This is a genomic window from Thermostichus sp. MS-CIW-36, assembly GCF_054059035.1.
This window is the reverse complement of sequence record NZ_JBSSBR010000042.1, coordinates 1-22091: the sequence shown is the minus strand read 5'-3', so window position 1 is coordinate 22091 and position 22091 is coordinate 1. Positions and strand designations below refer to the sequence as shown.

Genomic DNA, 22091 nt, shown 5'->3' with positions numbered 1-22091 from the left:
GAAGACTTCTTTACTACTGATCAATCCATCCTCCTTCCGAAGTTGGTTTGCTAAGTGCTGCTATTGTACCCCTTGAGCCCTTAACAGGCTGTACCCTGTGGCCATCTGTTTTGAGCTTGGCTGTGAGCACCTCATCACCTTCTATAATGAGAGATGCCCACAGCCGCAAAGAAAAACTTATTTTTCTCAGCTATTCGAAAAATCGAATATTAGAGAAGAGGAAAAGTTGAGGGGATGAACTTTTTTGGCCATCCTGCTCTTCCCAAATTCTTCTCTCAACCAGAATCCAATACCGACCTATTTTTTGATAACGATCTTCGTAGATCATCTTTGCTTGAGTTTTTTCTCCAGTTCCTGGGCTACAATACTCAGCAGTGTAGTGAGTGGGTAGGTAGCCCTCACCTGTATCGTAAAACTCTTGAACTGAGACTGTAATTGTCCGATTGGCAAGATGGCGATGTACCATTTGAATGTGCTTGCCCTGAACCCAGTACCTATCGGTAGAAGATAAGCCCGAAACAAGAACTTCAGTGATGTCTGAATTTTGTGGCTCTCCATAGGCAAAGGTGTGGCCACCGTGTTCCTCGTCGAAGGAATGACGAACGCGATGCACCATGACTTCCCACATCTGTTCCCGTATTTTCTGGCGGATCTCCTCGTCCTCGACGCCGGCAACATCGATCTTCATGTTGCGGTCAATACTCACAACTCCTGAGAAGGAGAGGCTGCTGTCACCTTCTTTGGGAAAGTAGGTTATCTCAGCTCGGTAGCCAGGAAAGTCTTTGTCCCAGGTGTAGCGATTCTCAAAAGCCTCCTTGAATAGCTCTCGGGCCGGAGCTTGCTGTGCTGCCATAATCTCCTCCTTAATGAGAAATTTTACTATTTAAATCCTAGTAGAGGCTGATGGCTGGCCTTGGGATTTTAAGGTTTCCTTATGACTGGCCACCCGCTCAGCTCTCTTGTTATCGAAGTTTCTCGAAGTTCTTGGCGGTTACCGATGGGCAGGAAGGCGGAACCTCAATCCTTCACTTGGCCTGAGGGGAGCCTTGAAGTTAATGAAAACCATTGGCAAGGCGCTGTCCACTGGCAACAGAGGGAGAGAGCTAAGCTAAAGCTCGGCGCTGTTGGCCTTTTGGCGACAAGCTGGCAGGAAGAGAGTCTGCTTTCTCAACTCACTCCATGTCCAAAATCCAACCCCTGAACCCAGAGCGGATCGCCCAGATGGCCGCGGGAGAGGTGATCGACTCGCTGGGGGCTGCTCTGCGGGAATTGCTGGAAAATGCCCTCGATGCCCAGGCCACCCGAATTCAAGTGGAGATCTGGCCGACTCGCTGGCAGGTGCGGGTGGGGGATAACGGCCACGGGATCCCCGCTTCGGAGCTGGAGCAGGTGGCCCGTCGCCACACCACCAGCAAGTTGGACGGTTGCAGCCTGGGGTTTCGGGGCGAAGCCTTGCACAGCCTGGCCCGGCTGGGATCCCTGACCATTCAGACCCGCCACGTTTCTGATGCTCACGGCTGGCTGGCCGCCTACGATCGACAGGGGGAGTTGGTTCACAAGCAGCCGGCAGCCACTGCCTTGGGAACGGTGGTGACGGTGGCGGATTTGTTTGCCGACTGGCCGCTGCGCCGTCGAGTTTTGCCCCAAACTCGCTCGCTCCTAACCCTGGTGCAAAATGCGGCCCTAGCCCATCCCTGGGTCAGTTGGCAGGTGCATCAGGAGGGGCAATTGCTGCTCAGCCTCTGGCCGGGAAAGTCTCTGCAAGATCTGCTGCTGCAGGTGTTGCCGCAGGTGGATCCCTCAGATCTGCGCTATCGGCGGATCCAGGATGGGGACAGCGATTGGGAAGTGGTGCTGGGCCTACCGGATCGCTTGCATCGCCCTCACCCCGATTGGATCCGCGTGGCCGTCAACGGCCGGTTTGTGCAGATGCCCGACTGGCAACGGCTAATCCAGTCGGTTTTTCACCACGCATTGCCCCGCCACCGCCATCCGCTGGTGGTTGTTCACCTGCGCCTGCCCCCAGAACAGGTGGATTGGAACCGTCATCCTGCCAAAAGCGAGCTCTACCTGGAGCATCTGACGGCCCGCCAGGAGCAGTTGCGCCAACACCTGCATGCCCTTCTGCAATCGGGATCCGAGCAGGCCAGCCGCCGCTCTGTGCATCTGATCCGGGCCAGCGAGGCCAAGGTGGTCTATCGAGTCTCGCCCGATTTTCAGAGCCATCTTCCTCCCTCTGACCGGCCAACTTCTCCCTTGCCTCCCCTCAGGGCGCTGGCCCAACTGCATCGGATCTACATCTTGGCGGAGCATCCCCAGGGGCTATGGCTGGTGGAGCAGCACCTGGCCCACGAGCGAGTTCGCTACGAGTACATCCGGCAGCATTGGCAACTGGTAGCACCGGAGACGCCCATAACGCTGCAAGGACTATCGCCCCAAGCCCTGGAGCGGTTGGAGCAGTTGGGGCTGGAGCCAGAACCCTTCGGCCCCAATACCTATCTCATCCGACGCATTCCTCTGGCCTTGGCATCGGAAGATCCAGAGGAGGTACAGGGATCCCTGCTAGAGCTCAGCCGTTGTCAAGATGTGCAGGCAGCCCAGGTGGCGGTGGCCTGTCGAGGGGCCTTGCGCAATGGGATCCCACTGACCCTGGAGCAGATGCAAAAGCTGTTGGAAGCCTGGCAGCGCACCGCCAACCCCCACACTTGTCCCCATGGTCGCCCAGTGTATCTGGCCTTGGCAGAAAAAGATCTGGCCCGTTACTTCCGCCGCCGTTGGGGTCTCTGCGACCGGCCTATCTCCGACTCCAAACTGGGATCCCTGTGGGGGCTGGATCCGCTGGGAGACAGGTTTGCTGCCCAGGTGCGGCGCTCAAGCGGCTCTTCTGCGTCGGAGCCCACGGACGAGGCCAGTTCTGCCCCACTATAATCGGGGGTGTCCAACTGCTGAAACCCCTGAAACGCCATGGCTTCTTATCTCAAACTCAAAGCCCAAGAAGAGACCTGGCTGCAGCGCCATTCCCGTCTGATCTTGGCGATCCTGGCCGGCCTGGGATCCCTGTTGACGGCCTATCTCACCTACACCAAGCTGACGGAGCAGCCCGCTGCCTTCTGCACGGGGGATGGGGGGTGTGACCTGGTGCTCTCCAGCCGTTGGGCAGAGTTTTTGGGGATCCCGACCGCGGCTGTTGGCCTGTTGGGATTTTTGGGAGTCTTGGCGCTGGCGGTGCTGCCGGATGGGATCCCACTGGTGAAGCGGTGGCGCTGGCCGGCCCTGTTTGGCTTGGTTTCCGCCATGACCGCCTTTGAGATGTACATGCTTTACCTGATGGTGGCGGTGCTGCGGCAATTCTGCATGTATTGCACCACCGCGATCATCTTGGTGGCGGGGCTGGGGCTGGTGACCGTGCTGGGCCACCGCTGGTTGGATTGGGGCAAGCTGGTCTTTGGCTACATTCTCATAGGCTTTCTCACGTTGGTGACCACGATTGGGGTGTACGCCAACCAAGTTCCCCCGCCTAGCCCCCTGGCGGTAGGGTTGGCAGCCCACCTGCGGCAGATCGGCGGCACCATGTACGGGGCCTATTGGTGCCCCCATTGTCAAGATCAGAAAGAGCTGTTCGGGGCAGCTTTCGACCAAGTGCCCTACGTGGAGTGCTCCCCCAACGGCCCCGGCACTCCCCAAGCTCAAGAATGCACAGAAGCGGGGATCACCAGCTATCCCACCTGGATCATCAATGGCCGCACCTACACAGGCGTTCGCTCTCTGGAAGCCTTGGCAGTGGCCTCTGGCTATCCGCTGGAAGAGGGCAGATAAACCTCTGGGGTTGGGGTGAGGATGTGAACTCGGTTGCGCCCCGCCTGCTTGGCCTGGTAGAGCGCGCTATCCGCCTGCTGCAAGGCGGTTTCCGGTTCTGGGCAGTAGTCTTCGCTGAGCACGATCCCACCAATGCTGAGGGTAACCGGCAAGCTGCGCTTGGGGGAGATGTCAATTGGCCGTTTGGCAATAGCCTGCCGCAGAGACTCTGCGTAGCGACCGCAGCAGGGGGGGCTAAGCCCGGGCGTAACGCAAACAAATTCTTCTCCACCGTAGCGGTAGAGCAGGCTGGAAGGCCGCAGTTGATTTTGCAGCCGCCCGACGATGGCCTGCAGCACACAGTCGCCGATGTAGTGGCCGTAGCTGTCGTTGACCTGCTTGAAATGATCCACATCCATCATCAGCAGGCAGAGATAGCGGTAGCGAGCCTCCCCGCGGGGCCCCACCTGCTTGAGCAAATGGGGCAGCGCCTGATCCAGAGCTCGCCGGTTCAACGCCCCGGTCAAGGGATCCGTCAAAGACAAAGACTCCAACAACTCATTGCGGGCTCGCAATTGCCGGTTGGCCTGGGCCAAAGCTTGGGTGAGCCGCTGGAGACGTAACCCTGCCCGCACCCGCGCCCGCAGCTCCTCAGGATCGACCGGCTTGGTGATGAATTCATCCGCCCCCGCATCCAGCCCCTCTACCCGAGCCTCAACTTCAGAACGGGACGTGAGCAAAATGAAATAGACGAACTGCCCTGCTGCGGATCCCTTGAGACGGCAACAGAACTCTACCCCCGACATCTCAGGCATGACCCAGTCGCAGATCACCATGTCGGGCCACTCGCTCTCTTCCAAGCTTTGCAAGGAATCCCAAGCTGCTCGGGCGCTTTCCCAGCTTTCCACGTAGTACTGAGAGCCTTTGAGAACATTGATAATGTAGCAACGAACCACTGGGTCATCATCAACAACCCAAATGCGGGGGGTGCGAGCCGGAACAGAGCTCCAAAAGGCTTCTTCTTCTGCAGGCCCAAGAGCCGAACCAGAAGGGTGGTATACAGAATCCAAGCCCTCCAGATCAAGGGATGGCATAGCTAAAGAGGAATCGCCCATTGTAGTCGGATCCCAATCTTAGCGCCAACAGCTAGTTGGAACCAGAACCGGGAGCGGCCAAATAAGCATGGTTGGAGACCCGCTCGCGGATCCCAAGGTGCAGTGCTTCCACAAACTGCCGCACCCGAATCGGGTCGATCATGGGAAAGGGATCCGAATAGCCTGCCGGCATGCCTGCGGAACGGGAAGACCGCTTCAGAGAACTGGCCACAATCACGCCATCTGCCCGCCGGATCAGGCTGCCGATGTTTTCAGCAGTAGCCCCCGAGCCGATGAGCAGCGGCACCTGAGGAGCAACTTTGCGGGCCAGCTCCAGCTCCTCCAGAAGGGGTGGCTTGCCGGTGGCCCAGCCGGAAAGGATGATGGCATCGGCCAGGCCACGTTCCACCGTGTCGGTGATGGCCGCATCCAGACTGATGGGACCTAGGGGTTGGGCGTGTTTCACCAGCACATCGGCGAAAATCTTGATGTTAGCCCCCAGCTCCCGGCGATAGCGCAGCAGGCGGTAGGCATTCCCCTCGATAATGCCTTGGTCGGTCACCATCGCCCCGCAGAGCACATTCACCCGGATGAACTGCGCCCCCACGCAGGCGGCAATTGCCAGAGCACTGCAGCCATCGTTGCGCAAGACATTGATCCCAACCGGCAGCGAGACCAGGGTTTTCAGCCGCTGGACGATGACGGTCATGGCGCTGACCACCGCTGCGTCCACCCGATCCTTGGCAAAGGGGGCATCGTAAAAGTTCTCGACAAGGATCCCGTCTACCCCTCCTGCAGCCAGGGCAGTAGCTGCCTGTTCTGCCTGAGCGATCACCCACTCCAAGTCCCCCCCCCAACGGGGTGAGGTGGGCAGCGGCAACAAATGAACCACCCCAATGACCGGATGGGGGGTTTTGAAGAGGTGTTGCAGCAGGTTCACCGGCAAGCTTCCTCAGGGATCCCTAACGATCTTACGCCTGGATCTGACCCACAGGGGTATTCTCTGGGGGAAGTGTAACATCAGGGCTGGGGGGAGAAGAGCGGGCTAGGCCTCGGAGCAATTGCGGCACCATCCCCGGCCCTTCGTAAGCCCAGCCGGTGTAGACCTGCAGCAGGCTGGCTCCCGCTTCCAGTTTCTCCAAGGCGTCGGCCAAGGTGAAGATGCCCCCCACTCCGATGATGGGCAATTTTCCTTGGGTGGAGCGGTGGATGTAGCGGATGACTTGGGTGGAACGCTCCCGCAAGGGGGCACCGCTGATCCCGCCGGCTTCTGCAAGGATTGGCCTAGACTCCGCTGGTGCGAAGGGGATCCCGCGGCCAGGCAGGAAACGGGTTTTCAGGTTATCGCGGCGCAGGGTGGTGTTGGTGGCCACAATCCCGGCCAGTTGATGGTCTTGGGCCAGCTCCAGGATGCTGTCAATGTCGGGCCAGTCCAGATCGGGGGCGATCTTCACCAGGAGGGGTTTTCGCTTCTGATTTTCCTGCTGTAAGGCAGATAGGATGGGCTCCAGTTGCTCAGCAGCCTGCAGGGATCGCAGCCCCGGCGTGTTGGGGGAGCTGACGTTGACCACAAAGTAGTCCCCCAGATCCTGGAGCAGCCGGAAGCTGGCCAGGTAATCGGCAGCTGCTTCTTCTAGGGGGGTGATTTTGGCTTTGCCCAGGTTGATTCCGATGGGGATGGGACGTTGGTGTAGCCGACGCAACCGTTCCGCCAGAGCCGCCGCCCCTTGATTGTTAAAGCCCATGCGATTGAGGGCAGCGCGATCTTGGGGCAGTTGAAACAGGCGAGGTTTGGGGTTGCCCGGTTGGGGCTGAGGAGTGACGGTGCCCACCTCTACAAAACCAAATCCTAGGCTGGGCCAGACGCCTAGAGCCAGGCCATCTTTGTCGAAGCCCGCAGCCAACCCAAGGGGATTGGGAAAGGTAAGGCCCCACAGCGACACCGATAGCCGGGGATCCCGGTAGCAAAACAGTCGCTCCAGAGCCGATAGGATCCCGGTGGCCTGGGTGGCATCGATCCAATGCAAGGCGCGCAGCAGGCCCATCTTGACCGCTTCCGGGTCGGCTCTCAGCCCAGAAAAAAGCAGAGGCCACAACACATCTCGGTACAGGTTCACCGCAAAGACCCTCTACAGGTAAACTGCCCCTTGGCTGTAGCTTGCTTCCGCGTCGCAAAAATCGGTGAGCAACTGATGGACTCCGGGCTCACTGCCAGCTAAGGGATATCCCATTGCAGCACTCAACGGTAACCTCTCTGGGCTTGCTCTTTGCCGGAGATGGAGTCCCTTTGCCGCTCAAGGCTGGCTCCCCAAACTGCCCCCAAGAGTAAGGTTACCAGCAGGTGAATGCGGCCATCCAACATCACCACGTCCAAAAGCCCTGAGGCAAAAAACGCCGTCAAGGCCAGCAGCATCCCCAGCAGGACACTTTCTTGCGAGCGCCGCCAAGCTTGCCATCCCCGCGCCAAAATCCAGCCCCACAGGATCAGATGGCCCAGCAACAGCGGGATCCCACCCTCGGCTGCCAGGTGTAGGTACAGATTGTGGCAATGGCCCAGCAGCTCCGGCGGATCTTGAGCATTGTAAAGAGCGGCAAAGCTTTGCCAGCCCCAACCGGTCAAGGGCCGCTCCTGCACCATCTGCAGGGCGAATTGCCAAGCATCCAGCCGGTTGGCGGTGGAACTATAATGGAGCGCCTGGGGATCGAAGGTGTCTGCCAGACGGCTCCAAATCAATCGGGGCACTACGGCCCGCCAGCCCGGCCAATCCCAAGCAGCAGCCAAACCAGCCAACCCTATGCCGACCAAGATCCCGATCCCCCACCAACAGCGCCGTAGGGCCAGCCCTATCACCAGCGCCAGCCCCCCCGCTCCCCAGCCGTTGCGAGAGGCCGTCAGCAGCAACAAGAGGGATCCCAGCCCCAGCACAGCTCCCAGCCCTACTGCCTGTGGCCAGTCTCTATCGGCTCGATCCAGCCACAGCCCTGCCGCCAAACACAGGTGGATCACCAGGTAGATGGCCAGGATATTGGGGGAAGTAAAAGCTGCCGCCGGTCGCTCTCCCCCGGCAACCCCCGTGATCCAAACCGGCCCCCAGAAGAAGTGCCCCTGCCATTCCCACAGCACTTCTCCCCAACCCAAAAGCAGCATCAGCCCGCTGCCCAACACCAACATCTGGGCCAAACGCCGACGGCCTACAGGATGGAACTCCGTCCCGCTACCGCGAGAGGCCAGCGCATCGGCAAAGGCCGGCAGCATCAACAAAAAAGGCCAGTAGTTGAACATCCCCGGCAGGCTCAGTCGCCAATCCTCCCCCCAAAAGGCCACTCCCACCGCAGCCAGGCTCAGGAGAGCCGCCAGTCCAAATAGAGGATCCCGCAGGATCCGGCCACCGCAGCGGGTATAACCCTGAATCGTTCCCACCAAAGCCAACAGCAAGCTGGGGGCCAGATTCACCGGGATCAGCGCCGCTGCCGCCAGCAGCCAGCCCCGCGGTTGAGAGGGCAAGGGATCCGGCGACAGTTGTTGAGACGAAACCGGTGCCGAAGAAGACATCACTCATCCTCGATGGGGATCCCTGGCCTTACCTGCCCCTGGCCGAAGTAGCGCCCAAATTGCAGCTCGTACACCTCATCTTCATCTTGGGTTTCTACCCAGAGCTCCGAGCGGGCATAGCCCACGCACAGCAGCCCATACCCCTGCTCCTTCAGCTCCCGCGAGATGCCCATTGCCTCCGGCTGATACAGGGATCCCCGCCGTACCCGCACCGCACAGGTGGTACAGGCGCCGTTGCGACAGGCAAAGGGCAGTTGGATCCCTTGGGCCTCGGCGCTGGCCAAAATGTATTGATCCGCCGGCACCTGGATCAGATAGTGGGTGTCCCGTTGGCGGTCATGGATGTGAACCGGGTAAGAAGGGACAGAAGAGGAAGAACGCATGGGGAAGTGGCCTTTTTGCAGAGCAGAAATCTTTTTCATGATTCCACAGGATTTTAACCACTACCCCACCAAACCTGAACCGGCTGGGGATCCCCAGGAGCTGAAGCCGATCTGTTGGTGGTTCTAAAGATAAACAAACAGACTTCGAGTTGGTTGTTGAGATAAGCTACAGGTAGGCCTCCCAAGGAGAGCATCCCATGCTGGAAACCCCCAATGCCAATCTGGCCTCACCGGAAAAACCTTCGCCTTCCCTCTCTGCCGAAACCCTCAACAAGCTGATCGAGAGCAATGCTGAAAGTCGGCCTTGGGGGAGCTTTACAGTGCTGGAAGAGGGCCCTGGCTACAAAATCAAGCGGATCGTGGTTTTGCCCAAGCATCGCCTTAGCCTGCAGTTGCACTACCATCGCAGCGAACACTGGATCGTCGTTGCCGGCACCGCCAAGGTCACCTGCGGAGACGAAGAAAAGCTCATTACGGCCAACCAATCCACCTATGTGCCCCCTTGCACCAAGCATCGTCTGGAAAACCCCGGCGTTATCCCTCTGGTGATTATCGAGGTGCAAAACGGCCAGTACTTGGGCGAAGACGACATTGTCCGCTTCAGCGACGACTACGCCCGGGTTAACGGTGGGCAAAAGTAGCCAATCTCAAATGGCCTAGGCAAGCTTTTGGCTGCTGAGGATCGCGATCCTCTAGAACAGCAGCATTGCCAGCAGGGCAACCACCAACAACAGCACAGCCCACATAGCCTGCCAGAAGGGATGGTAGCTGGTGATGAGCTGGCCATGGTGGCTTTGAAAGCGGGCCAGATCCAGGTAAGGGACCACCCCCCGTCGGAACCACCCCACTGCGGATCCCTCTTGGCCGATTACCCCCCCTGCCTGGCGCGCTCCAAACAGGAAGTTGCCCAGCGGCCCAAAGCGGGAAGCATAGCGTAGGAAGATCATGCCGGTCTTATCCTGGAACTTGAGATCGGAGCCGAAGCGATAGCCCGGATCCCCCCGCCCGATCACCCGCCCCTCCAACTGCATCGGCAACCCGCGCAAGGGGCTGGCGTAGGGATTGCTCATGGCCTTCAACACGGTCAACGCTGGCGGGTTTTCTAAGCTGGGGTACATCACCGTCATCTTCAGCAGCAGGCCCAAGCCCACCCCCATCAGGGTCAGCCCGGCAAACATTTCATAGAAGCCCACCTGCAAGGCCGGGATCCCGAGCAGCGCCCCCACAATCGCCCCCAGCCACTCGGCGTTCAACAGCAGTATATCCAGCAGAAAGTTCCCGTAGAGCTGTTGCCGGTTGAGCTGCTTGCCCTGGGCAACCACGCTGGCCATATCGAACTCCACCGGCAGATCCAGTTGCTCCGCATAGGTGCTCAGCGCCCGTACCCGTTTGCCCGTGAGGGGATGGGTGGAGTTCAGCTCCATCCACCAGGCCCAAGGGTTAAACAGATCCCACAAAAATACCCTGCCCACCTGGCCGGGATCCGAGGCAACCCGGTAGGCCGTCCCCGCCGTAACAGCCGCCTTGGCATCGTAGATCCCCAAAGCCCGCGTTCCTTCCAGCAGGCGAGCACTGCGCTGTCGGGTTTCCTCATCCCGCTCCCGCTCTCCCTCTTGCACAATGCCGTAGGCAATTTTCACCAAAGCCCGCGAGAGCCCATTGGGGTTGCCGGTGGTTTCGGCAGCAAAGTGGTCGGCAAAGTACTCCCGCACCCGCGACAGATACAGCAACAAGTAGGAGCCGGCCACATAGAAAAAGTAGGCGACCAAGGCCAGGGAGCGGAGGCTGCCCCTTTTGCCGTTGTCGCGCGCATCCCGCATGTAGACGTAGAGAAGGTAGAGAATCTGCACCAGCGTGGAAGCCAGGGTCATGACGGCGAAATCCCAGTGGATCACATGCCCCAGCTCGTGGGCATAGACCGTAGCCACCTCTTCATCTTCCAAGTAGGTGAACAACCCTTCGCTGACAACAATGCGGGCCGTGTCCGGCAGGCTGCCATAGGTGAAGGCGGTGGGGTTTTGGTCGCGGATCAGCCCCAGCTTCGGCTGCTTCAGCTTGTACTGGCGGCAAACCCGTTGAATCACCTCTGCACTCTCTGGGCTGCGACGCCCAATTTCCGCCAAGCTTACCCACTCGGTGCCATAGAGGCTGTGCTGGATCCAGTCCATCAGCCAAGGGGACAAAAAGAAGATCAGGGCATTGAAGGCGAGGGTGAGCAGAATGGCGAAGATGAAAGAGCCCAGAGAGAATCCCCCCTCTAAGCTGCCCAAGACGGTCAGGAAAAGCACAAACACCATACCGAACAGCAGGCTCAGGGTCACACCTGAGGCCGCCGTCAGGTTGCCGGCAAAGCTGGCCAAAATCAGCGAGACCCCCACCTGAGGCGCGCGGTAGCTGCGCTTGGTTTGCCCAGTTTTGAGACCTGAGGTGGCGGGATCCAATTCCGCTAGGGTGCGGCTGGGGTTGAAGCAATAGCGGCTCAGCCAAACGCTCAATAGACGCAGCTCGTGAGGATTCAGGCTTTTCAGAGGCTCCAGCCACAAGGCCGCTTCCACCGATAACATCACCGTCGAGACGGCGCTGGGATTGCGAAACAAGGTGGGCAGGAGGGGCAGAACCTCCTGCTTTTGCCCAGAAGTGAGGCCGTGAAAACCCAAAACCGCCTGGCGGAGCAAACCAGGCGGCTGAGGAAGGTCGGCGGTAAGCAACTGGCGATCGCTGACAAAGCAGTAGCGGCTTAGATCCAGACTCTCTGAGAACTCCATCCCGGGATCCCATCTGGTCGTTGTCGGCTCCGGATCCAGCCTCACCTGAGTTTTCCAGTCGGCAGCCTGCTGGCCCATGGGGCGGCTGTAGAGGGCCAACCGTTTGACTTGGGGGTAGCGAGTGGGAATCGCCTTCTGGAACCAGGCCGTCAACTCCTCATAGTTGAGAGCAAGGCCGGCAGGGCGGTTGATCATAATGACGAGGGCATAAGCCTTGGGACTCTCCTGGAGCGGTTGGGCTTTGGCCTGTAATCTAAGGTGGGGATTGGCCAGCGCCTGCTCCAGCCACTGCACCACTTCCTGTTCGTTCATGGCCCTGATACATTTACGCTGAACACTGCTGAACATCACTGTTCAACTATGCAGCGATAGCATTCTGTTTGTTTCCAAACAGAATGGCGGTATCCCGCAAAGCTTTGAGTAGAATACCCAAAGCGCAGTTTCCGTGTCGTCTTACTACCAATTTTCTGCTTTGCTTTGGCTACCATGTTGGCAGACTCGAAAGTAAACAGAAAGATCAACTGGTAGTAATCCGTACTGAACATATTATACATTATTTTCAGTATAGTTGAGCTTATTATTGACTAGAGTCATGCTCTCCCGGATCTAGTGGGGTGAAGAAGATCAACTATTCATCAACCATTCAACTGTTGCCTCGGTTGCCGACTGCCGATTGGCCTCACGGGAGCTATTCTGGCATTTCCTCCCGTCAACGGGATCCCCATCCTTCCCCAGCCCAGTACGGTTCCCCTGCTGGGAAAGCCTCAGAACCTGAGCCCTAGGGACTTTTGACTACAAAATCGAGCGCTGCCCCTCCGGGCTGATGCCGATGATGGTGAGCTGGCAGTCCAACACTTTGAAACCGTACTTTTCTGCCACCTTCTGGGTGATGTTAAGAATGGCGTTGTTTTTGAACTCGATCACCTTGTTGGTCTTGACGCACACCAGATGGTGGTGGTGGTGGGGGGCCGGCTGGTTGATCTCGTAATGTTTGTGCCCTTCGGTCAGTTCCAGTTCTCGCAAAATGCCCATGCGGGACATCAGCTTGACGGTGCGGTAAATGGTGGAAAGGCTAATGTTGTGGCCTTCTTCCCGCAACTTTTTGTGCAACTCCTCCGCGCTCAGATGCGTGCCCTCAGGCAAGTTTTGAAACGTTTGCAGGATGATCTCCCGCTGCCGAGTGGCTCGCCAGCCTTTGGCATTGAGCTCTGCCTTGAACGCCTCTTCGGTGTAGACCATGATGCCGCCCCTCCGCTGTTGGGCAACGTCGCCGTAACAGTCAATAAGTTCTGTAATTGATAATAACTTCATTTATGACGACACCACCCGACTTGGTTGCTGAAGACATCGTTCAGGCTCAGTTCAGGCCCAATAGAGCAGGGACGCAACTGAGGCGCATGGGCTGCCGGGAGAGCCTCGGGAAGGGTGCGGGAAACCCAATCCCTCATCCATCCGGGATGAGCTAGCCTACAGAGCAGAGCCATGTGGCGGACTGTTTCTGGTGTTCGGGCGCGCCTAGGCTAACATACTCAAGAAAAGGCCCGCGGCATCCTGACAGCGTTGGCAAGCGTAGTGATCGGGGAAGGAAAACGAAAATGCGGTTTGAGCAGCCCAAAACCTATTCCATTTCTCTGGGTGGCTGGGGGTTCTGGCTGGGATCCCTGGCGTTGGCAGCTTTGCTGACCAGTGTCGGGCTGGGGTGGCTGGTCGCCGGATTGGTGGCTCTGTTGCTGTTTTTGCTGTCCTTGCCGGTATTGGTGCTCCTGGCCTTTCGCTGGTGGGCGCGCCGCTGGATTACCACCGATCGCTGCCCGGTGTGTGGGTCGGAATCGCAAGCCGTCGAGGGCAGCCGTTTCTTTTGCCCCAATTGTGGAGAGCCGCTGTTTGTTGCAGACGGACGTTTTTATCGGCAAACGCCCCCCGGCACCATCGATGTAGAGCCTGTGGAAGAGGGTGGCTGGGAATTGACGAGCTGATGCCCCCTCGGTTGCCGGGATGTTTAGAGGGTGTTTTCCGTGAAAAGTGCTATGCCTGCGGCACCCCATGGTGCTACACAACACTGTTGCTCCGCAACGCTGACGCCACGGCACGAACGACATCTGCGGGGCTGGCCCGGTAGGCGGCTGGTTTCGAGCTGGGTTGGGCTGCTCTCGGCGGCCACTCTGTTGCTGAGTTTGTCTCCCACTTCTCAGGCGACGGAGCAGGGATCCCTGCAACCTCAGGTGGAAACTTATCTGGCTCAGTTGGCCGGTCGGGGGTTTTCGCCCACAGCTCAGGGGGTTTGGCTGCAGATGGAGGATCCTTCGCCTCAGCGGGACAGAATCCTTGTTTTGGGACAGCATCAGGGATCCACACCCTTGCCGGCTGCTTCTTTGACCAAGGTGGCAACGACCCTGGCCGCTTTGCAGCACTTTGGCCCGCAGCACCGCTTTGTTACCACCTGGCTGGCCACTGGCCCCTTAACTGCTGAGGGAGTTCTACAGGGGGATCTCTGGGTGGTGGGGGGGGAGGATCCCTTGTTTGTCTGGGAGGAAGCCTTCTCCGTCGGCAACCTGCTCAATGCCTATGGGATCCGCCAGGTGCGCGGGGATCTGGTGGTGGTGGGCCGCTTTTACATGAACTTTTCCCGGGATGTGGCGCAATCGGGATCCCTGTTGCGGCAGGGGCTGGATGCGCGGCGCTGGCCGCCAGAGGCGGAGGCCCAATTTCAAACCTTACCCCCCGGCACACCCAGACCGCAGGTGGAGATTTTGGGCTCGGTACGGGTTGCCCAGCAGATCCCGCCTGCCGCCCAGGTTTTGCTCAGACATGAATCGCCCCCCCTCATTCACTTGGTCAAGCTGATGAACCTCTACAGCAACAATTCCATGGCCGAGATGTTGGCCGATGCGGTGGGGGGAGCAGACCAAGTGGCCCAAATCGCCCGGGCCATCGCCGGGATCCCGGCAGAAGAGCTGCAACTGATCAACGGCTCCGGGTTGGGGGTGGAAAACCGCATTTCGCCGCGGGCCAATGTAGCTATGCTTCAAGCCATCCAGTCTCTTCTGGAGGAGCAGGGGCTCACTCTGGCGGATGCTTTTGCCGTCGTTGGCCAAGATGTGGGAGTGTTGGAGCGGCGTCTGTTGCCAGGGATCCTAATTGCCAAGTCGGGCACCTTGAGGAGCGTCAGCACCTTGGCGGGTGTATTGCCAACTGAGCAGGGGGACATCTGGTTTGCCCTGATGAATGGCGGATCCGATCTGGTCGGCTTTCGCACCCAGCAGGGACAATTCCTCAGCCAGCTCCAGTCCCAATGGGGATCCCCTGCCACCTTGCCTGAGCGTTGGATCCCTCGCTCTGGGGATACGGGATCCCGCACGGAGCTGAACCCGCGTCTTTGAAACTGTGCCCAACCGGTTCTCTCTCAGCCCAGAGTGACCTCGGTCGCGTTAGCGGAACGCAGTCCTATGTCCGCCCTCCCAGTTTGGGAATTGAGATCGACTTGGCCCGCTGTCAACAGCCCTCAACCCAGAAACCTCGTCCGGCAGGGATCCTCCCCATGGGGCGTACAGGGATCGAACCTGTGTAAGGCAAATTATGAGTTTGCTGCCTAAACCGCTCGGCCAACGCCCCTGATTCTTTTACTCTAGCGTTTACTCTAGCGCCCTTGTCTCCTCCAGAAGCGGCTGAAAACAGGATAAGCTGCATGTCGGTGGTTAGGATCTGACGCCATGGCTGCGCCGCGTTCTTGGCAGGGGCAAATGGCCCTGGGCTTGGGGTTGATTGCCTTGTCCTCGGCTCTCTGTTTTGGCTTCTTGGCCGTTGGGCAGCACTATCTCTACGGGGATGGATCCGCTGTGGATTTCCAGCCTGCCAGGGAGAGTTTGGCTTTGTCTCCCGCCCCCAGTACTGGGCCTCCGACGGCACTGCCCCTCACTACCCCCCCCTCTTCCGACAGCAATCTTCCTGAGGGATCCCCGCTGCAGCTCTGGCTTGTTACTTTTTTAACCGTGTTTGTGGCGGAAATGGGCGACAAAACCCAGTTGGCAACCTTGCTCATGAGTGCCCAATCCCAATCGCCTTGGGCGATCTTTTTCGGTTCCGCCGGTGCCTTGGTGACCGCCAGTTTGCTCAGCGTAGTGTTGGGGGAAGGTCTGGGGCAAGTCATTCCCCCAGGCTGGCTACAATGGTTGGCGGGTGCAGGGTTCCTGGTGATCGGGGGCTATGTATTGTGGCAGGAATGGCGAGGGGATAATCTCCCAGAAGGCTAGCCTCCCTGAGCAGCCGATGCCAACCCGGCAGGACAGAGTAGAGAACAACCGAGGAACGTGTTGATCCAAGACAACGACAGCCGAACTCCATCTTTTTTGCTGCGGCAAATGGCCGGACGGGCTGCGCTGGTGAGCTTTGGCTCGATTCTGCTGGCCGAAATGGGCGATAAAACCCAATTGGCGACCCTGCTCCTCAGTGCCCGCTCGCAAAACGCTGGGGTAATCTTTTTGGGCGCTGCTGCTGCTTTGATCAGCACCAGCCTAATTGGGGTGTGGGCAGGAGCTTGGGTGGCCCGCCTGATCCCACCTCGCTGGATCAAAACCCTGGCAGGCGTGGGGTTTGTTGTGATGGGCCTAGTCTTGTTGTGGGGATCCCTGCCCATAGCCGGCTGAGCAGAGGGCTTCAGGATGGCTTCGGCAAAGCGTGATAGGATTAAGAGCGCCTCACTTTGACACTTCAAACTGAGGACCTTCACTTGAGTCCGGACAACCGGTCAGGAAAACCAGCATGGCCAAAAAACGCAATCTGAAGCGGGAAAAAGCCGAGCGCAACCGCGAGTATGCCAAACAGTTCCAAAAAAGTCGTGCTCGCAATGGCCGCCGCTTCCGTTCTGCCCCCCGCGACAACGAGGCCAGCGCTGGCGAAGAACAGCAGTAAGGTTGTTTTTGTCGAGATGCTGATACATTCACGCTGAACTCTCCTGAACATGGTTCAGGAAAGAAGCGATCGCATCCTGCCTATCTCTGTTCGCGTCAGCGGGACGGAGTCCAAACAGGAAGGCGGTATCCCGCAAAGCCCTGAGGAATACCCCCCGAGCGCTTTCCCCCTTCACTTCCCGGCAACCGTTGCGGTGGACTCAAGGATCAGGGGGAAACTTGGTCTACTATATCCCTCTCAATGACTTTTGCCAAACCGCCTAAAGCTCAGTAAATTCAGCAAAGTTCAGGGTTTTGGGGGTTAGAGGCATGCTCTGTCGGTCAATCCTGTGAGCGGAGCTAGTTCAACAAACCTGCTATCGTATGCAGGGGTGGGCCGGAGCGGATAAGCATGAAATATCGACGGATTCTACTGAAGTTGAGTGGTGAAGCCCTGATGGGGGAGCGCCCCTACGGGATCGACCCCGAGGTCTTGAAGTCCATTGCCGGCGAAGTGGCCTCAGTGGTACGGGCCGGTGTGCAGGTGGCGATTGTGGTGGGAGGGGGTAACATCTGGCGCGGGCGCAAAGAGGCGGCTGCCCAAGGGATGGATCAGGCTTCTGCCGACTACGTAGGGATGCTGGCCACCGTCATCAACGCCTTAACCCTGCAGGATGCCATTGAGCGAGCCGGGATCCCCACCCGGGTGCAGACGGCCATTGCCATGCAGGAGGTGGCGGAGCCCTATATTCGTCGCCGCGCCATTCGTCACCTGGAAAAGGGGCGGGTGGTGATTTTTGGGGCAGGATCTGGCAACCCCTTCTTCACCACCGATACCACTGCGGCCTTGCGGGCGGCGGAGATCGATGCCGAGGTGATTTTCAAAGCCACCAAGGTGGACGGAGTTTACGATGCGGATCCCAAGACTCACCCTCAGGCCCGCCGCTACGATGTCCTCAGCTATCAGGATGTGCTGAACCGCGATCTGCGGGTTATGGACAGCACCGCCATCGCCCTCTGCAAGGAAAATCAATTGCCCATCGTGGTCTTTGACCTGACTACCCCTGGCAATATTTATCGAGTGGTGCAGGGAGAACCCATCGGCACTTGGATCGGACAGCGGACGGTCGAGAACAACGGGATCCCCAGCCCAGGAGAGTTGATCCCAAGTTAGGGGGGAAATCGGCCTTGAGAGTCCGGCGACGCCCCAGCCAGGATTGAGTCCGAAGGATAGCCTGGCTCAAGGGTGTGCTCAGGCCGTTTGGAGGGAAAGGCAATGACAGATCAGGTTCAGCATTCGGCCCAAAAGGATCCCGTCTTGCCCAAATGCTCTGCTGCCCAAGGCGCTATACCCAGGTCACCCCATGTTGCTACGCAACGCTTACGCGAACGCTGGGGTCGGCGTCTTTTGCAGAGCTTGATTTTCCTGTTGGTTCTGGTCGGGGGATTGGGCTACTGGCAGTGGCAGACCTGGCTCCAGCCGGTGGGCGGCCCAGAACCGATCCAAGTAACAATCCAGCCGGGCAGCAGCAACCGTCTGATCGGGCAAAAACTGCGCCAAGCAGGGGTGATTCGCTCAGCTCTGGCTTGGGAGCTGTGGAGCCGCACCTTCGGGCGCGACTGGGTGTTTCAGGCGGGCACCTACGCTTTGGATCCCAACCAGGACATGCTGGCCGTGGCCCAGCAACTGCGGCAGGGAAGGATCCTGCAAAGACGTCTGACCATCCCGGAGGGTTGGCGCATCGAGCAAATGGCAGAGGCTCTGGCCCAGCGCAACTGGCTGGCAGCCGATGCCTTCATTGCCGTGACCCGGGTGATTCCCCCCCTCGATTGGCTGCCCCCCCACTTGAGCTCTCTAGAAGGCTACCTGTTCCCAGACACCTATCTTTTCCCCATCGAACAGGTGGAGGGATCCCTGCCGGATCAAGAAAAGGCCCAAATAGTGGTCAACGCCATGCTGCAGCGATTTGTCGCGGTGGCCCTGCCCCTGTTCCGCCAACATACCCCTTCCCTGTCTCTGCACGAGTGGGTCACCTTGGCCAGCATTGTGGAGCGGGAGGCCGTGGTGCCGGAAGAACGCGCTTTGATTGCAGGTGTCTTTCTGAACCGGCTTAAGAAAGGGATCCCCCTGGGAGCCGATCCGACGGTGGAATATGCCTTGAATATCCGGCAAACCCCAGATCGCCGCCTCACCCTTGCGGAGGTGCGTACCCCCTCTCCCTACAACACCTACCTCAACCCGGGTTTGCCCCCCGGCCCCATCGCCAGCCCGGGCTTGGCCAGCTTAAAAGCCGTTTTGCAGCCTGAGCAAACCGACTATCTCTACTTTGTGGCCCGCTACGATGGCACCCACGTTTTCAGCAAAACCCTAGCAGAGCACGAGGCAGCCCAATTGCAAATTATTCAAGAGCGTCGGCAAGCTGCCCAGGGATCCCACCATAGTCCTCAACCAAGTCCTTAGCCGAGGAGGGCTGACAGCAGTAGGCCGAAAACCTTACAGTAGTCAACATTGGCTACCTAAAGCTGGAAGAGGCTGGTGAGCGCCAAGCCAAAAGTTGCACGAAACTCATGGACGCTTTGCGGTGTGGCGGACATGTTACTGGGCTTCCAAACACAACTCATCCTCAACCACAAGCAAACAACTCTAGCAGCTCAACATGCTGGGGTAGCCCGCCACGCCTACAACTGGGGCCTAGAGGTCTGTCGGCAAGCCCTGGAGAACCAGCAAAAACTCCCCACCGCCATTGACCTGCACAAGCGCCTGGTAGCTGAAGTGAAGCAAGCGCATCCCTGGTACTACCAGGTCTCCAAATGCGCCCCTCAGCAGGCACTCCGCAACCTGGAGCAGGCCCTTAAGCGCTGGCGCAAGGGGCTAGGTCAGTTTCCCCGCTTCAAGCGCAAGGGGGTGCAGGACAGCTTTTACCTAGAAGGCAGCATCCGCATTTCTGGCAACCGCATCAAGGTGCCCATATTTGGTTGGCTGCGCTGTGCAGAGCTGCTTCCGGCGACCACGCCCAAGAATGTGGTTGTCAGCTTGAGAGCCGGATATTGGTACATCTCCTTCAAGTACGAAGCTCCAACACTCCAGGCGGAGAAGACCGGAGAGGTGGTGGGAGTGGACTTAGGTATCCATCACCTGGCCACCTGCTCCGACGGGGAAGTATTCGCAAATCCAAAGCCCTACCGCAAGGCGAGGAAGCGTTTGGTTAGGCTACAACGGCGGCTGAGCCGCAAGCAGAAAGGCTCTGCCAACCGCAAGAAGGCAGTGGTGCAGTTGGGCAAAGCTCACAAGCGGGTGGCAGACATAAGGACTCCGTCCCGCTTACGCGATCGGCAAGACAGTCTGCACAAGCTGACGACTTACCTGGCCAAGAAATACCGAGTGGTGGTGATAGAGGACTTGCAGGTGAGGAACCTGCTCAAGAACCGCAAACTGGCGGGATCCCTGTCAGACTGTGGGTTCTACGAGTTGAGGACTCCGTCCCGCTATCGCGAACGGCGACAGCTAGAGTACAAGGCCCGGCTCTACGGCTGTCAGGTGGTGGTGGCGGATAGGTTCTATCCGTCCAGCCAACTGTGTTCAGGGTGTGGGCACCGACAGAAGATGCCACTGCAGGAAAGGGTGTTTTGCTGCCCGTGTTGTGGTCTGGAGCTAGACCGCGACTTGAATGCAGCCCTAAACCTGTTGCGGTGGTACAGAACTACCCCAAGCTCTGGGGGAAGTGACGCCTGTGGAGACTCCTCTGGCGGGGTGGTGGGGGTGAACTCTGCCGCTAGTCATGGGTCGCTGAAGCAGGAAGGAAGCAGAAGCGCGGCAGGCACTGAACACTCTGGCAGTGTTTGTTAGCGTTTCGTAGGTCTTTCGGAGCGGATGGTACACAAACCTTGGTTCAAGCTCCTGCAACCGGATCTGGTGGTGGCCGGCACTGTCTTAAAGTTGCGGGCAGAAGACCTGTGGGCCTGGCAGGTAAAAGGCATCATCTTTGACGTAGACGGTACACTGGTGCCGAGCCGACAGGTTGAGGTGGATCCCGCTGTGGCTGCTTGGCTGGAGCAGTTGCGTCCGCACTTTCAAATTTGGCTGGTGAGCAACAACCTCAATCGCAGCCGCATCCAACAAATCGGAGAAAGCCTGAACCTGCCCTACATTCACCGCGCTGGGAAACCCTCACGGCGGGCTTTGCGGCGGGCCGTAGCCCAGATGGGCTTGCCGGTAGAAGCAGTGGCTATGGTGGGAGACCGCCTGTTGACGGATATTTTGGCGGGCAATCGACTGGGGTTGGTAACCGTGCTGGTCAACTCCCTCTTGTCCGAAGCAGTCGAAAAGAACCCTGCTACCCTCTAGGGGCTGCGCTTTTGAGAGATTTGAGAGTTGGACAACTGTAATTGTTTCAAACTGAATTGAAAAGGTTTCCAAGCACTCCCCCTTTCCTTCGCAAAGAGAGAAGACCAAAAGACAATCCTGCTGCTCGGAAGGACTTAGTCACTTCAGTTTAGGGTGAGACGCCTGGGCAGCTGAGAAAAGCCCTGTGGCCCCATGCATGTTTCATGCATGTTTTAGGTGTGGGTACAGTGTCCCAGTTTGAATCGAAATGACCAACCACAGGTTGTCAGCGCTGACAACTGCTGACCGGATGGGTAGCACATCTAAAAATCAAGACAAAAATCGAGAGAGATTTTCCAGACCTGACCCATCTGCCCCAATTTTTTGTAGAGTGACGGCAGGTGAGCCGGATCCCGCGTTGAAGCCCAGTAGGCGGCGGTGTGAGGGCGGTGTGAGATCCAAAGGTCAAGCATGCGAACCATCCCTATTGTCAAGTCCGCCATGCAACGGCTAAAGTCCATGCTGCAAAAATCCCTGCGTTCTGCTCCGACTTCCCCCCGCTCCAGATCCCTGCTGGCATCCAATGGACGGAGCCTGATCAAGCTGGGCAGCTTTCTGGCCTTGCCGTTGATATTCTCGACATTGCCCGGTTGGGCTTTAACATTGGTGGCGCGTCCAGATCTGCGCGACCTCAAACGTGCAGCCGTGGTTCGGGTGGTCAACTACAACACCCTGGTTGTCCAGCTTGAAGGAGACTTGAATTTGCGGCTGGTGCAACTGATCGGGATCGATCCCTTGCCTGACCCGATCAACCCCAACTGGACGGAGTTGCGCGGACAAACCCCTCTGGCAGTTTACAATGCTGGCCAATATCTGCAGACTGCTTTGCTGGGACGTGAGGTGTTTTTGGAGTTGGATCCTGCCCTAGCCCCTGCTCCCACCTTGCCTGCCTACGTTTGGCAAGCCAACACCCTCATCAACCAGGAAATGCTGTTTTTGGGGCACGGCCTGTTGTCGCCTCAAACCGATGGCTTGAAGTACGGCCCCATTCTCACCGAAGCTGCCGATGCAGCCAAAAGACAAGGACGCGGCTACTGGACAACCTACGGCCCTCGCTAGAGACCAAGCCAAACCCAGAGCTGGAATTGCCGGCCTGTTTGTTGAGAATAATCTCAACAGCCATCTTCCGCCGGTCGGTGAGAGCATGACTCTAGTCAATAATAAGCTCAACTATACTGAAAATAATGTATAATATGTTCAGTACGGATTACTACCAGTTGATCTTTCTGTT

The 22091-nt window shown here is 58.4% G+C and carries 21 protein-coding genes and 1 tRNA gene; 13 read left to right on the top strand and 9 right to left on the bottom strand.

Annotated elements, in window-relative coordinates:
- Positions 1-190: 190 nt before the first annotated feature.
- On the bottom strand, positions 191-853 hold the full coding sequence (locus ACVWVQ_RS13275; RefSeq protein ID WP_011431401.1) for a DUF3386 domain-containing protein: 663 nt from the start codon (positions 851-853) through the stop codon (positions 191-193).
- Between the two features lie 326 nt (positions 854-1179).
- Between ACVWVQ_RS13275 and mutL the strand changes: the two genes are divergently transcribed.
- Both mutL and ACVWVQ_RS13265 read left to right on the top strand, forming a co-directional pair.
- Positions 1180-2928: a DNA mismatch repair endonuclease MutL gene (gene mutL / locus ACVWVQ_RS13270; RefSeq protein ID WP_457508944.1), complete on the top strand. Its 1749-nt coding sequence runs from the start codon at positions 1180-1182 to the stop codon at positions 2926-2928.
- A 36-nt stretch (positions 2929-2964) separates the two neighbouring features.
- Complete coding sequence (locus tag ACVWVQ_RS13265) at positions 2965-3816, top strand: vitamin K epoxide reductase family protein (RefSeq protein ID WP_414407907.1); 852 nt, start codon at positions 2965-2967, stop codon at positions 3814-3816.
- Here ACVWVQ_RS13265 and ACVWVQ_RS13260 read toward each other — a convergent pair.
- The 5 genes from ACVWVQ_RS13260 to ACVWVQ_RS13240 all read right to left on the bottom strand — a co-directional run bounded on the left by ACVWVQ_RS13260 (position 3792) and on the right by ACVWVQ_RS13240 (position 8825).
- Entirely contained in the window at positions 3792-4865 is a 1074-nt protein-coding gene (locus ACVWVQ_RS13260; protein WP_457508941.1) for a GGDEF domain-containing response regulator, read from the bottom strand. The two genes, ACVWVQ_RS13265 and ACVWVQ_RS13260, sit on opposite strands and share 25 nt — an antisense overlap.
- Before the next feature lie 76 nt (positions 4866-4941).
- Positions 4942-5829 (bottom strand): photosystem I biogenesis protein BtpA, encoded by an 888-nt coding sequence (btpA, locus tag ACVWVQ_RS13255; protein WP_457466350.1) that lies wholly within the window; start codon positions 5827-5829, stop codon positions 4942-4944.
- Positions 5830-5860: 31 nt separating this feature from the next.
- Entirely contained in the window at positions 5861-7006 is a 1146-nt protein-coding gene (locus tag ACVWVQ_RS13250) for a quinone-dependent dihydroorotate dehydrogenase (protein ID WP_457508939.1), read from the bottom strand.
- A gap of 122 nt (positions 7007-7128) precedes the next feature.
- Positions 7129-8442 carry an O-antigen ligase family protein gene (locus ACVWVQ_RS13245; RefSeq protein WP_457508937.1) on the bottom strand — a complete coding sequence of 438 codons (1314 nt, stop codon included), beginning with the start codon at positions 8440-8442 and terminating at the stop codon, positions 7129-7131.
- A complete protein-coding gene (locus tag ACVWVQ_RS13240) occupies positions 8442-8825 on the bottom strand; it encodes a 2Fe-2S iron-sulfur cluster-binding protein (RefSeq protein WP_011433852.1) in 384 nt (127 codons plus the stop codon). Before ACVWVQ_RS13240 ends, ACVWVQ_RS13245 begins: the two co-directional genes overlap by 1 nt.
- A gap of 197 nt (positions 8826-9022) precedes the next feature.
- On the opposite strand from ACVWVQ_RS13240, the gene ACVWVQ_RS13235 reads away from it, so the two are divergent.
- Complete coding sequence (locus ACVWVQ_RS13235) at positions 9023-9466, top strand: phosphomannose isomerase type II C-terminal cupin domain (RefSeq protein WP_011433853.1); 444 nt, start codon at positions 9023-9025, stop codon at positions 9464-9466.
- 51 nt (positions 9467-9517) lie between these two features.
- Here ACVWVQ_RS13235 and ACVWVQ_RS13230 read toward each other — a convergent pair whose 3' ends face one another.
- On the bottom strand, positions 9518-11902 hold the full coding sequence (locus ACVWVQ_RS13230) for a M48 family metalloprotease (RefSeq protein WP_457508935.1): 2385 nt from the start codon (positions 11900-11902) through the stop codon (positions 9518-9520).
- Between the two features lie 480 nt (positions 11903-12382).
- Positions 12383-12829, bottom strand: a complete 447-nt coding sequence (locus ACVWVQ_RS13225) for a Fur family transcriptional regulator (RefSeq protein WP_011433855.1) — start codon at positions 12827-12829, stop codon at positions 12383-12385.
- A 356-nt stretch (positions 12830-13185) separates the two neighbouring features.
- Between ACVWVQ_RS13225 and ACVWVQ_RS13220 the strand changes: the two genes are divergently transcribed.
- Positions 13186-13566, top strand: a complete 381-nt coding sequence (locus ACVWVQ_RS13220; protein WP_414357087.1) for a hypothetical protein — start codon at positions 13186-13188, stop codon at positions 13564-13566.
- A 51-nt stretch (positions 13567-13617) separates the two neighbouring features.
- Positions 13618-14970: a D-alanyl-D-alanine carboxypeptidase gene (locus tag ACVWVQ_RS13215; protein WP_457508933.1), complete on the top strand. Its 1353-nt coding sequence runs from the start codon at positions 13618-13620 to the stop codon at positions 14968-14970.
- Between the two features lie 159 nt (positions 14971-15129).
- On the opposite strand, the gene ACVWVQ_RS13210 is transcribed toward ACVWVQ_RS13215, so the two are convergent.
- Positions 15130-15202, bottom strand: a tRNA-Ile gene (locus ACVWVQ_RS13210).
- A 98-nt stretch (positions 15203-15300) separates the two neighbouring features.
- On the opposite strand from ACVWVQ_RS13210, the gene ACVWVQ_RS13205 reads away from it, so the two are divergent.
- The 8 genes from ACVWVQ_RS13205 (at position 15301) to ACVWVQ_RS13170 (ending at position 21919) form a co-directional block, all read left to right on the top strand.
- Positions 15301-15840 carry a TMEM165/GDT1 family protein gene (locus tag ACVWVQ_RS13205; RefSeq protein ID WP_457508931.1) on the top strand — a complete coding sequence of 180 codons (540 nt, stop codon included), beginning with the start codon at positions 15301-15303 and terminating at the stop codon, positions 15838-15840.
- A 57-nt stretch (positions 15841-15897) separates the two neighbouring features.
- Entirely contained in the window at positions 15898-16233 is a 336-nt protein-coding gene (locus ACVWVQ_RS13200; protein WP_011433859.1) for a TMEM165/GDT1 family protein, read from the top strand.
- Positions 16234-16348: 115 nt separating this feature from the next.
- Positions 16349-16498 (top strand): hypothetical protein, encoded by a 150-nt coding sequence (locus tag ACVWVQ_RS13195; RefSeq protein WP_011433860.1) that lies wholly within the window; start codon positions 16349-16351, stop codon positions 16496-16498.
- Between the two features lie 390 nt (positions 16499-16888).
- Positions 16889-17650, top strand: coding sequence for a UMP kinase (pyrH, locus tag ACVWVQ_RS13190; RefSeq protein WP_011433861.1), 762 nt, complete (start codon positions 16889-16891; stop codon positions 17648-17650).
- A 102-nt stretch (positions 17651-17752) separates the two neighbouring features.
- Complete coding sequence (gene mltG, locus ACVWVQ_RS13185; protein WP_457473605.1) at positions 17753-18937, top strand: endolytic transglycosylase MltG; 1185 nt, start codon at positions 17753-17755, stop codon at positions 18935-18937.
- A 132-nt stretch (positions 18938-19069) separates the two neighbouring features.
- The gene (locus tag ACVWVQ_RS13180) at positions 19070-20323 is read left to right on the top strand and encodes an RNA-guided endonuclease InsQ/TnpB family protein (RefSeq protein WP_457473604.1); all 1254 of its coding nucleotides are present in this window, start codon (positions 19070-19072) and stop codon (positions 20321-20323) included.
- Between the two features lie 24 nt (positions 20324-20347).
- Entirely contained in the window at positions 20348-20821 is a 474-nt protein-coding gene (locus ACVWVQ_RS13175) for a YqeG family HAD IIIA-type phosphatase (RefSeq protein WP_414329713.1), read from the top strand.
- 450 nt (positions 20822-21271) lie between these two features.
- Positions 21272-21919, top strand: coding sequence for a thermonuclease family protein (locus ACVWVQ_RS13170; protein ID WP_414343347.1), 648 nt, complete (start codon positions 21272-21274; stop codon positions 21917-21919).
- Positions 21920-22091: the final 172 nt, after the last annotated feature.

What these genes read in the sequence shown, in the direction of transcription:
- ACVWVQ_RS13235 (WP_011433853.1), top strand. Translation starts at nt 9,023, where the DNA reads ATGCTGGAAACCCCCAATGCCAATCTGGCCTCACCGGAAAAACCTTCG.
- ACVWVQ_RS13195 (WP_011433860.1), top strand. Translation starts at nt 16,349, where the DNA reads ATGGCCAAAAAACGCAATCTGAAGCGGGAAAAAGCCGAGCGCAACCGC.
- ACVWVQ_RS13215 (WP_457508933.1), top strand. Translation starts at nt 13,618, where the DNA reads ATGCCTGCGGCACCCCATGGTGCTACACAACACTGTTGCTCCGCAACG.
- ACVWVQ_RS13170 (WP_414343347.1), top strand. Translation starts at nt 21,272, where the DNA reads ATGCGAACCATCCCTATTGTCAAGTCCGCCATGCAACGGCTAAAGTCC.
- ACVWVQ_RS13230 (WP_457508935.1), bottom strand. Translation starts at nt 11,902, where the DNA reads ATGAACGAACAGGAAGTGGTGCAGTGGCTGGAGCAGGCGCTGGCCAAT.
- ACVWVQ_RS13240 (WP_011433852.1), bottom strand. Translation starts at nt 8,825, where the DNA reads ATGCGTTCTTCCTCTTCTGTCCCTTCTTACCCGGTTCACATCCATGAC.
- ACVWVQ_RS13205 (WP_457508931.1), top strand. Translation starts at nt 15,301, where the DNA reads ATGGCTGCGCCGCGTTCTTGGCAGGGGCAAATGGCCCTGGGCTTGGGG.
- mltG (WP_457473605.1), top strand. Translation starts at nt 17,753, where the DNA reads ATGACAGATCAGGTTCAGCATTCGGCCCAAAAGGATCCCGTCTTGCCC.
- ACVWVQ_RS13180 (WP_457473604.1), top strand. Translation starts at nt 19,070, where the DNA reads ATGTTACTGGGCTTCCAAACACAACTCATCCTCAACCACAAGCAAACA.
- ACVWVQ_RS13245 (WP_457508937.1), bottom strand. Translation starts at nt 8,442, where the DNA reads ATGTCTTCTTCGGCACCGGTTTCGTCTCAACAACTGTCGCCGGATCCC.
- ACVWVQ_RS13275 (WP_011431401.1), bottom strand. Translation starts at nt 853, where the DNA reads ATGGCAGCACAGCAAGCTCCGGCCCGAGAGCTATTCAAGGAGGCTTTT.
- pyrH (WP_011433861.1), top strand. Translation starts at nt 16,889, where the DNA reads ATGAAATATCGACGGATTCTACTGAAGTTGAGTGGTGAAGCCCTGATG.
- ACVWVQ_RS13220 (WP_414357087.1), top strand. Translation starts at nt 13,186, where the DNA reads ATGCGGTTTGAGCAGCCCAAAACCTATTCCATTTCTCTGGGTGGCTGG.
- ACVWVQ_RS13265 (WP_414407907.1), top strand. Translation starts at nt 2,965, where the DNA reads ATGGCTTCTTATCTCAAACTCAAAGCCCAAGAAGAGACCTGGCTGCAG.
- mutL (WP_457508944.1), top strand. Translation starts at nt 1,180, where the DNA reads ATGTCCAAAATCCAACCCCTGAACCCAGAGCGGATCGCCCAGATGGCC.
- ACVWVQ_RS13225 (WP_011433855.1), bottom strand. Translation starts at nt 12,829, where the DNA reads ATGGTCTACACCGAAGAGGCGTTCAAGGCAGAGCTCAATGCCAAAGGC.
- ACVWVQ_RS13175 (WP_414329713.1), top strand. Translation starts at nt 20,348, where the DNA reads ATGGTACACAAACCTTGGTTCAAGCTCCTGCAACCGGATCTGGTGGTG.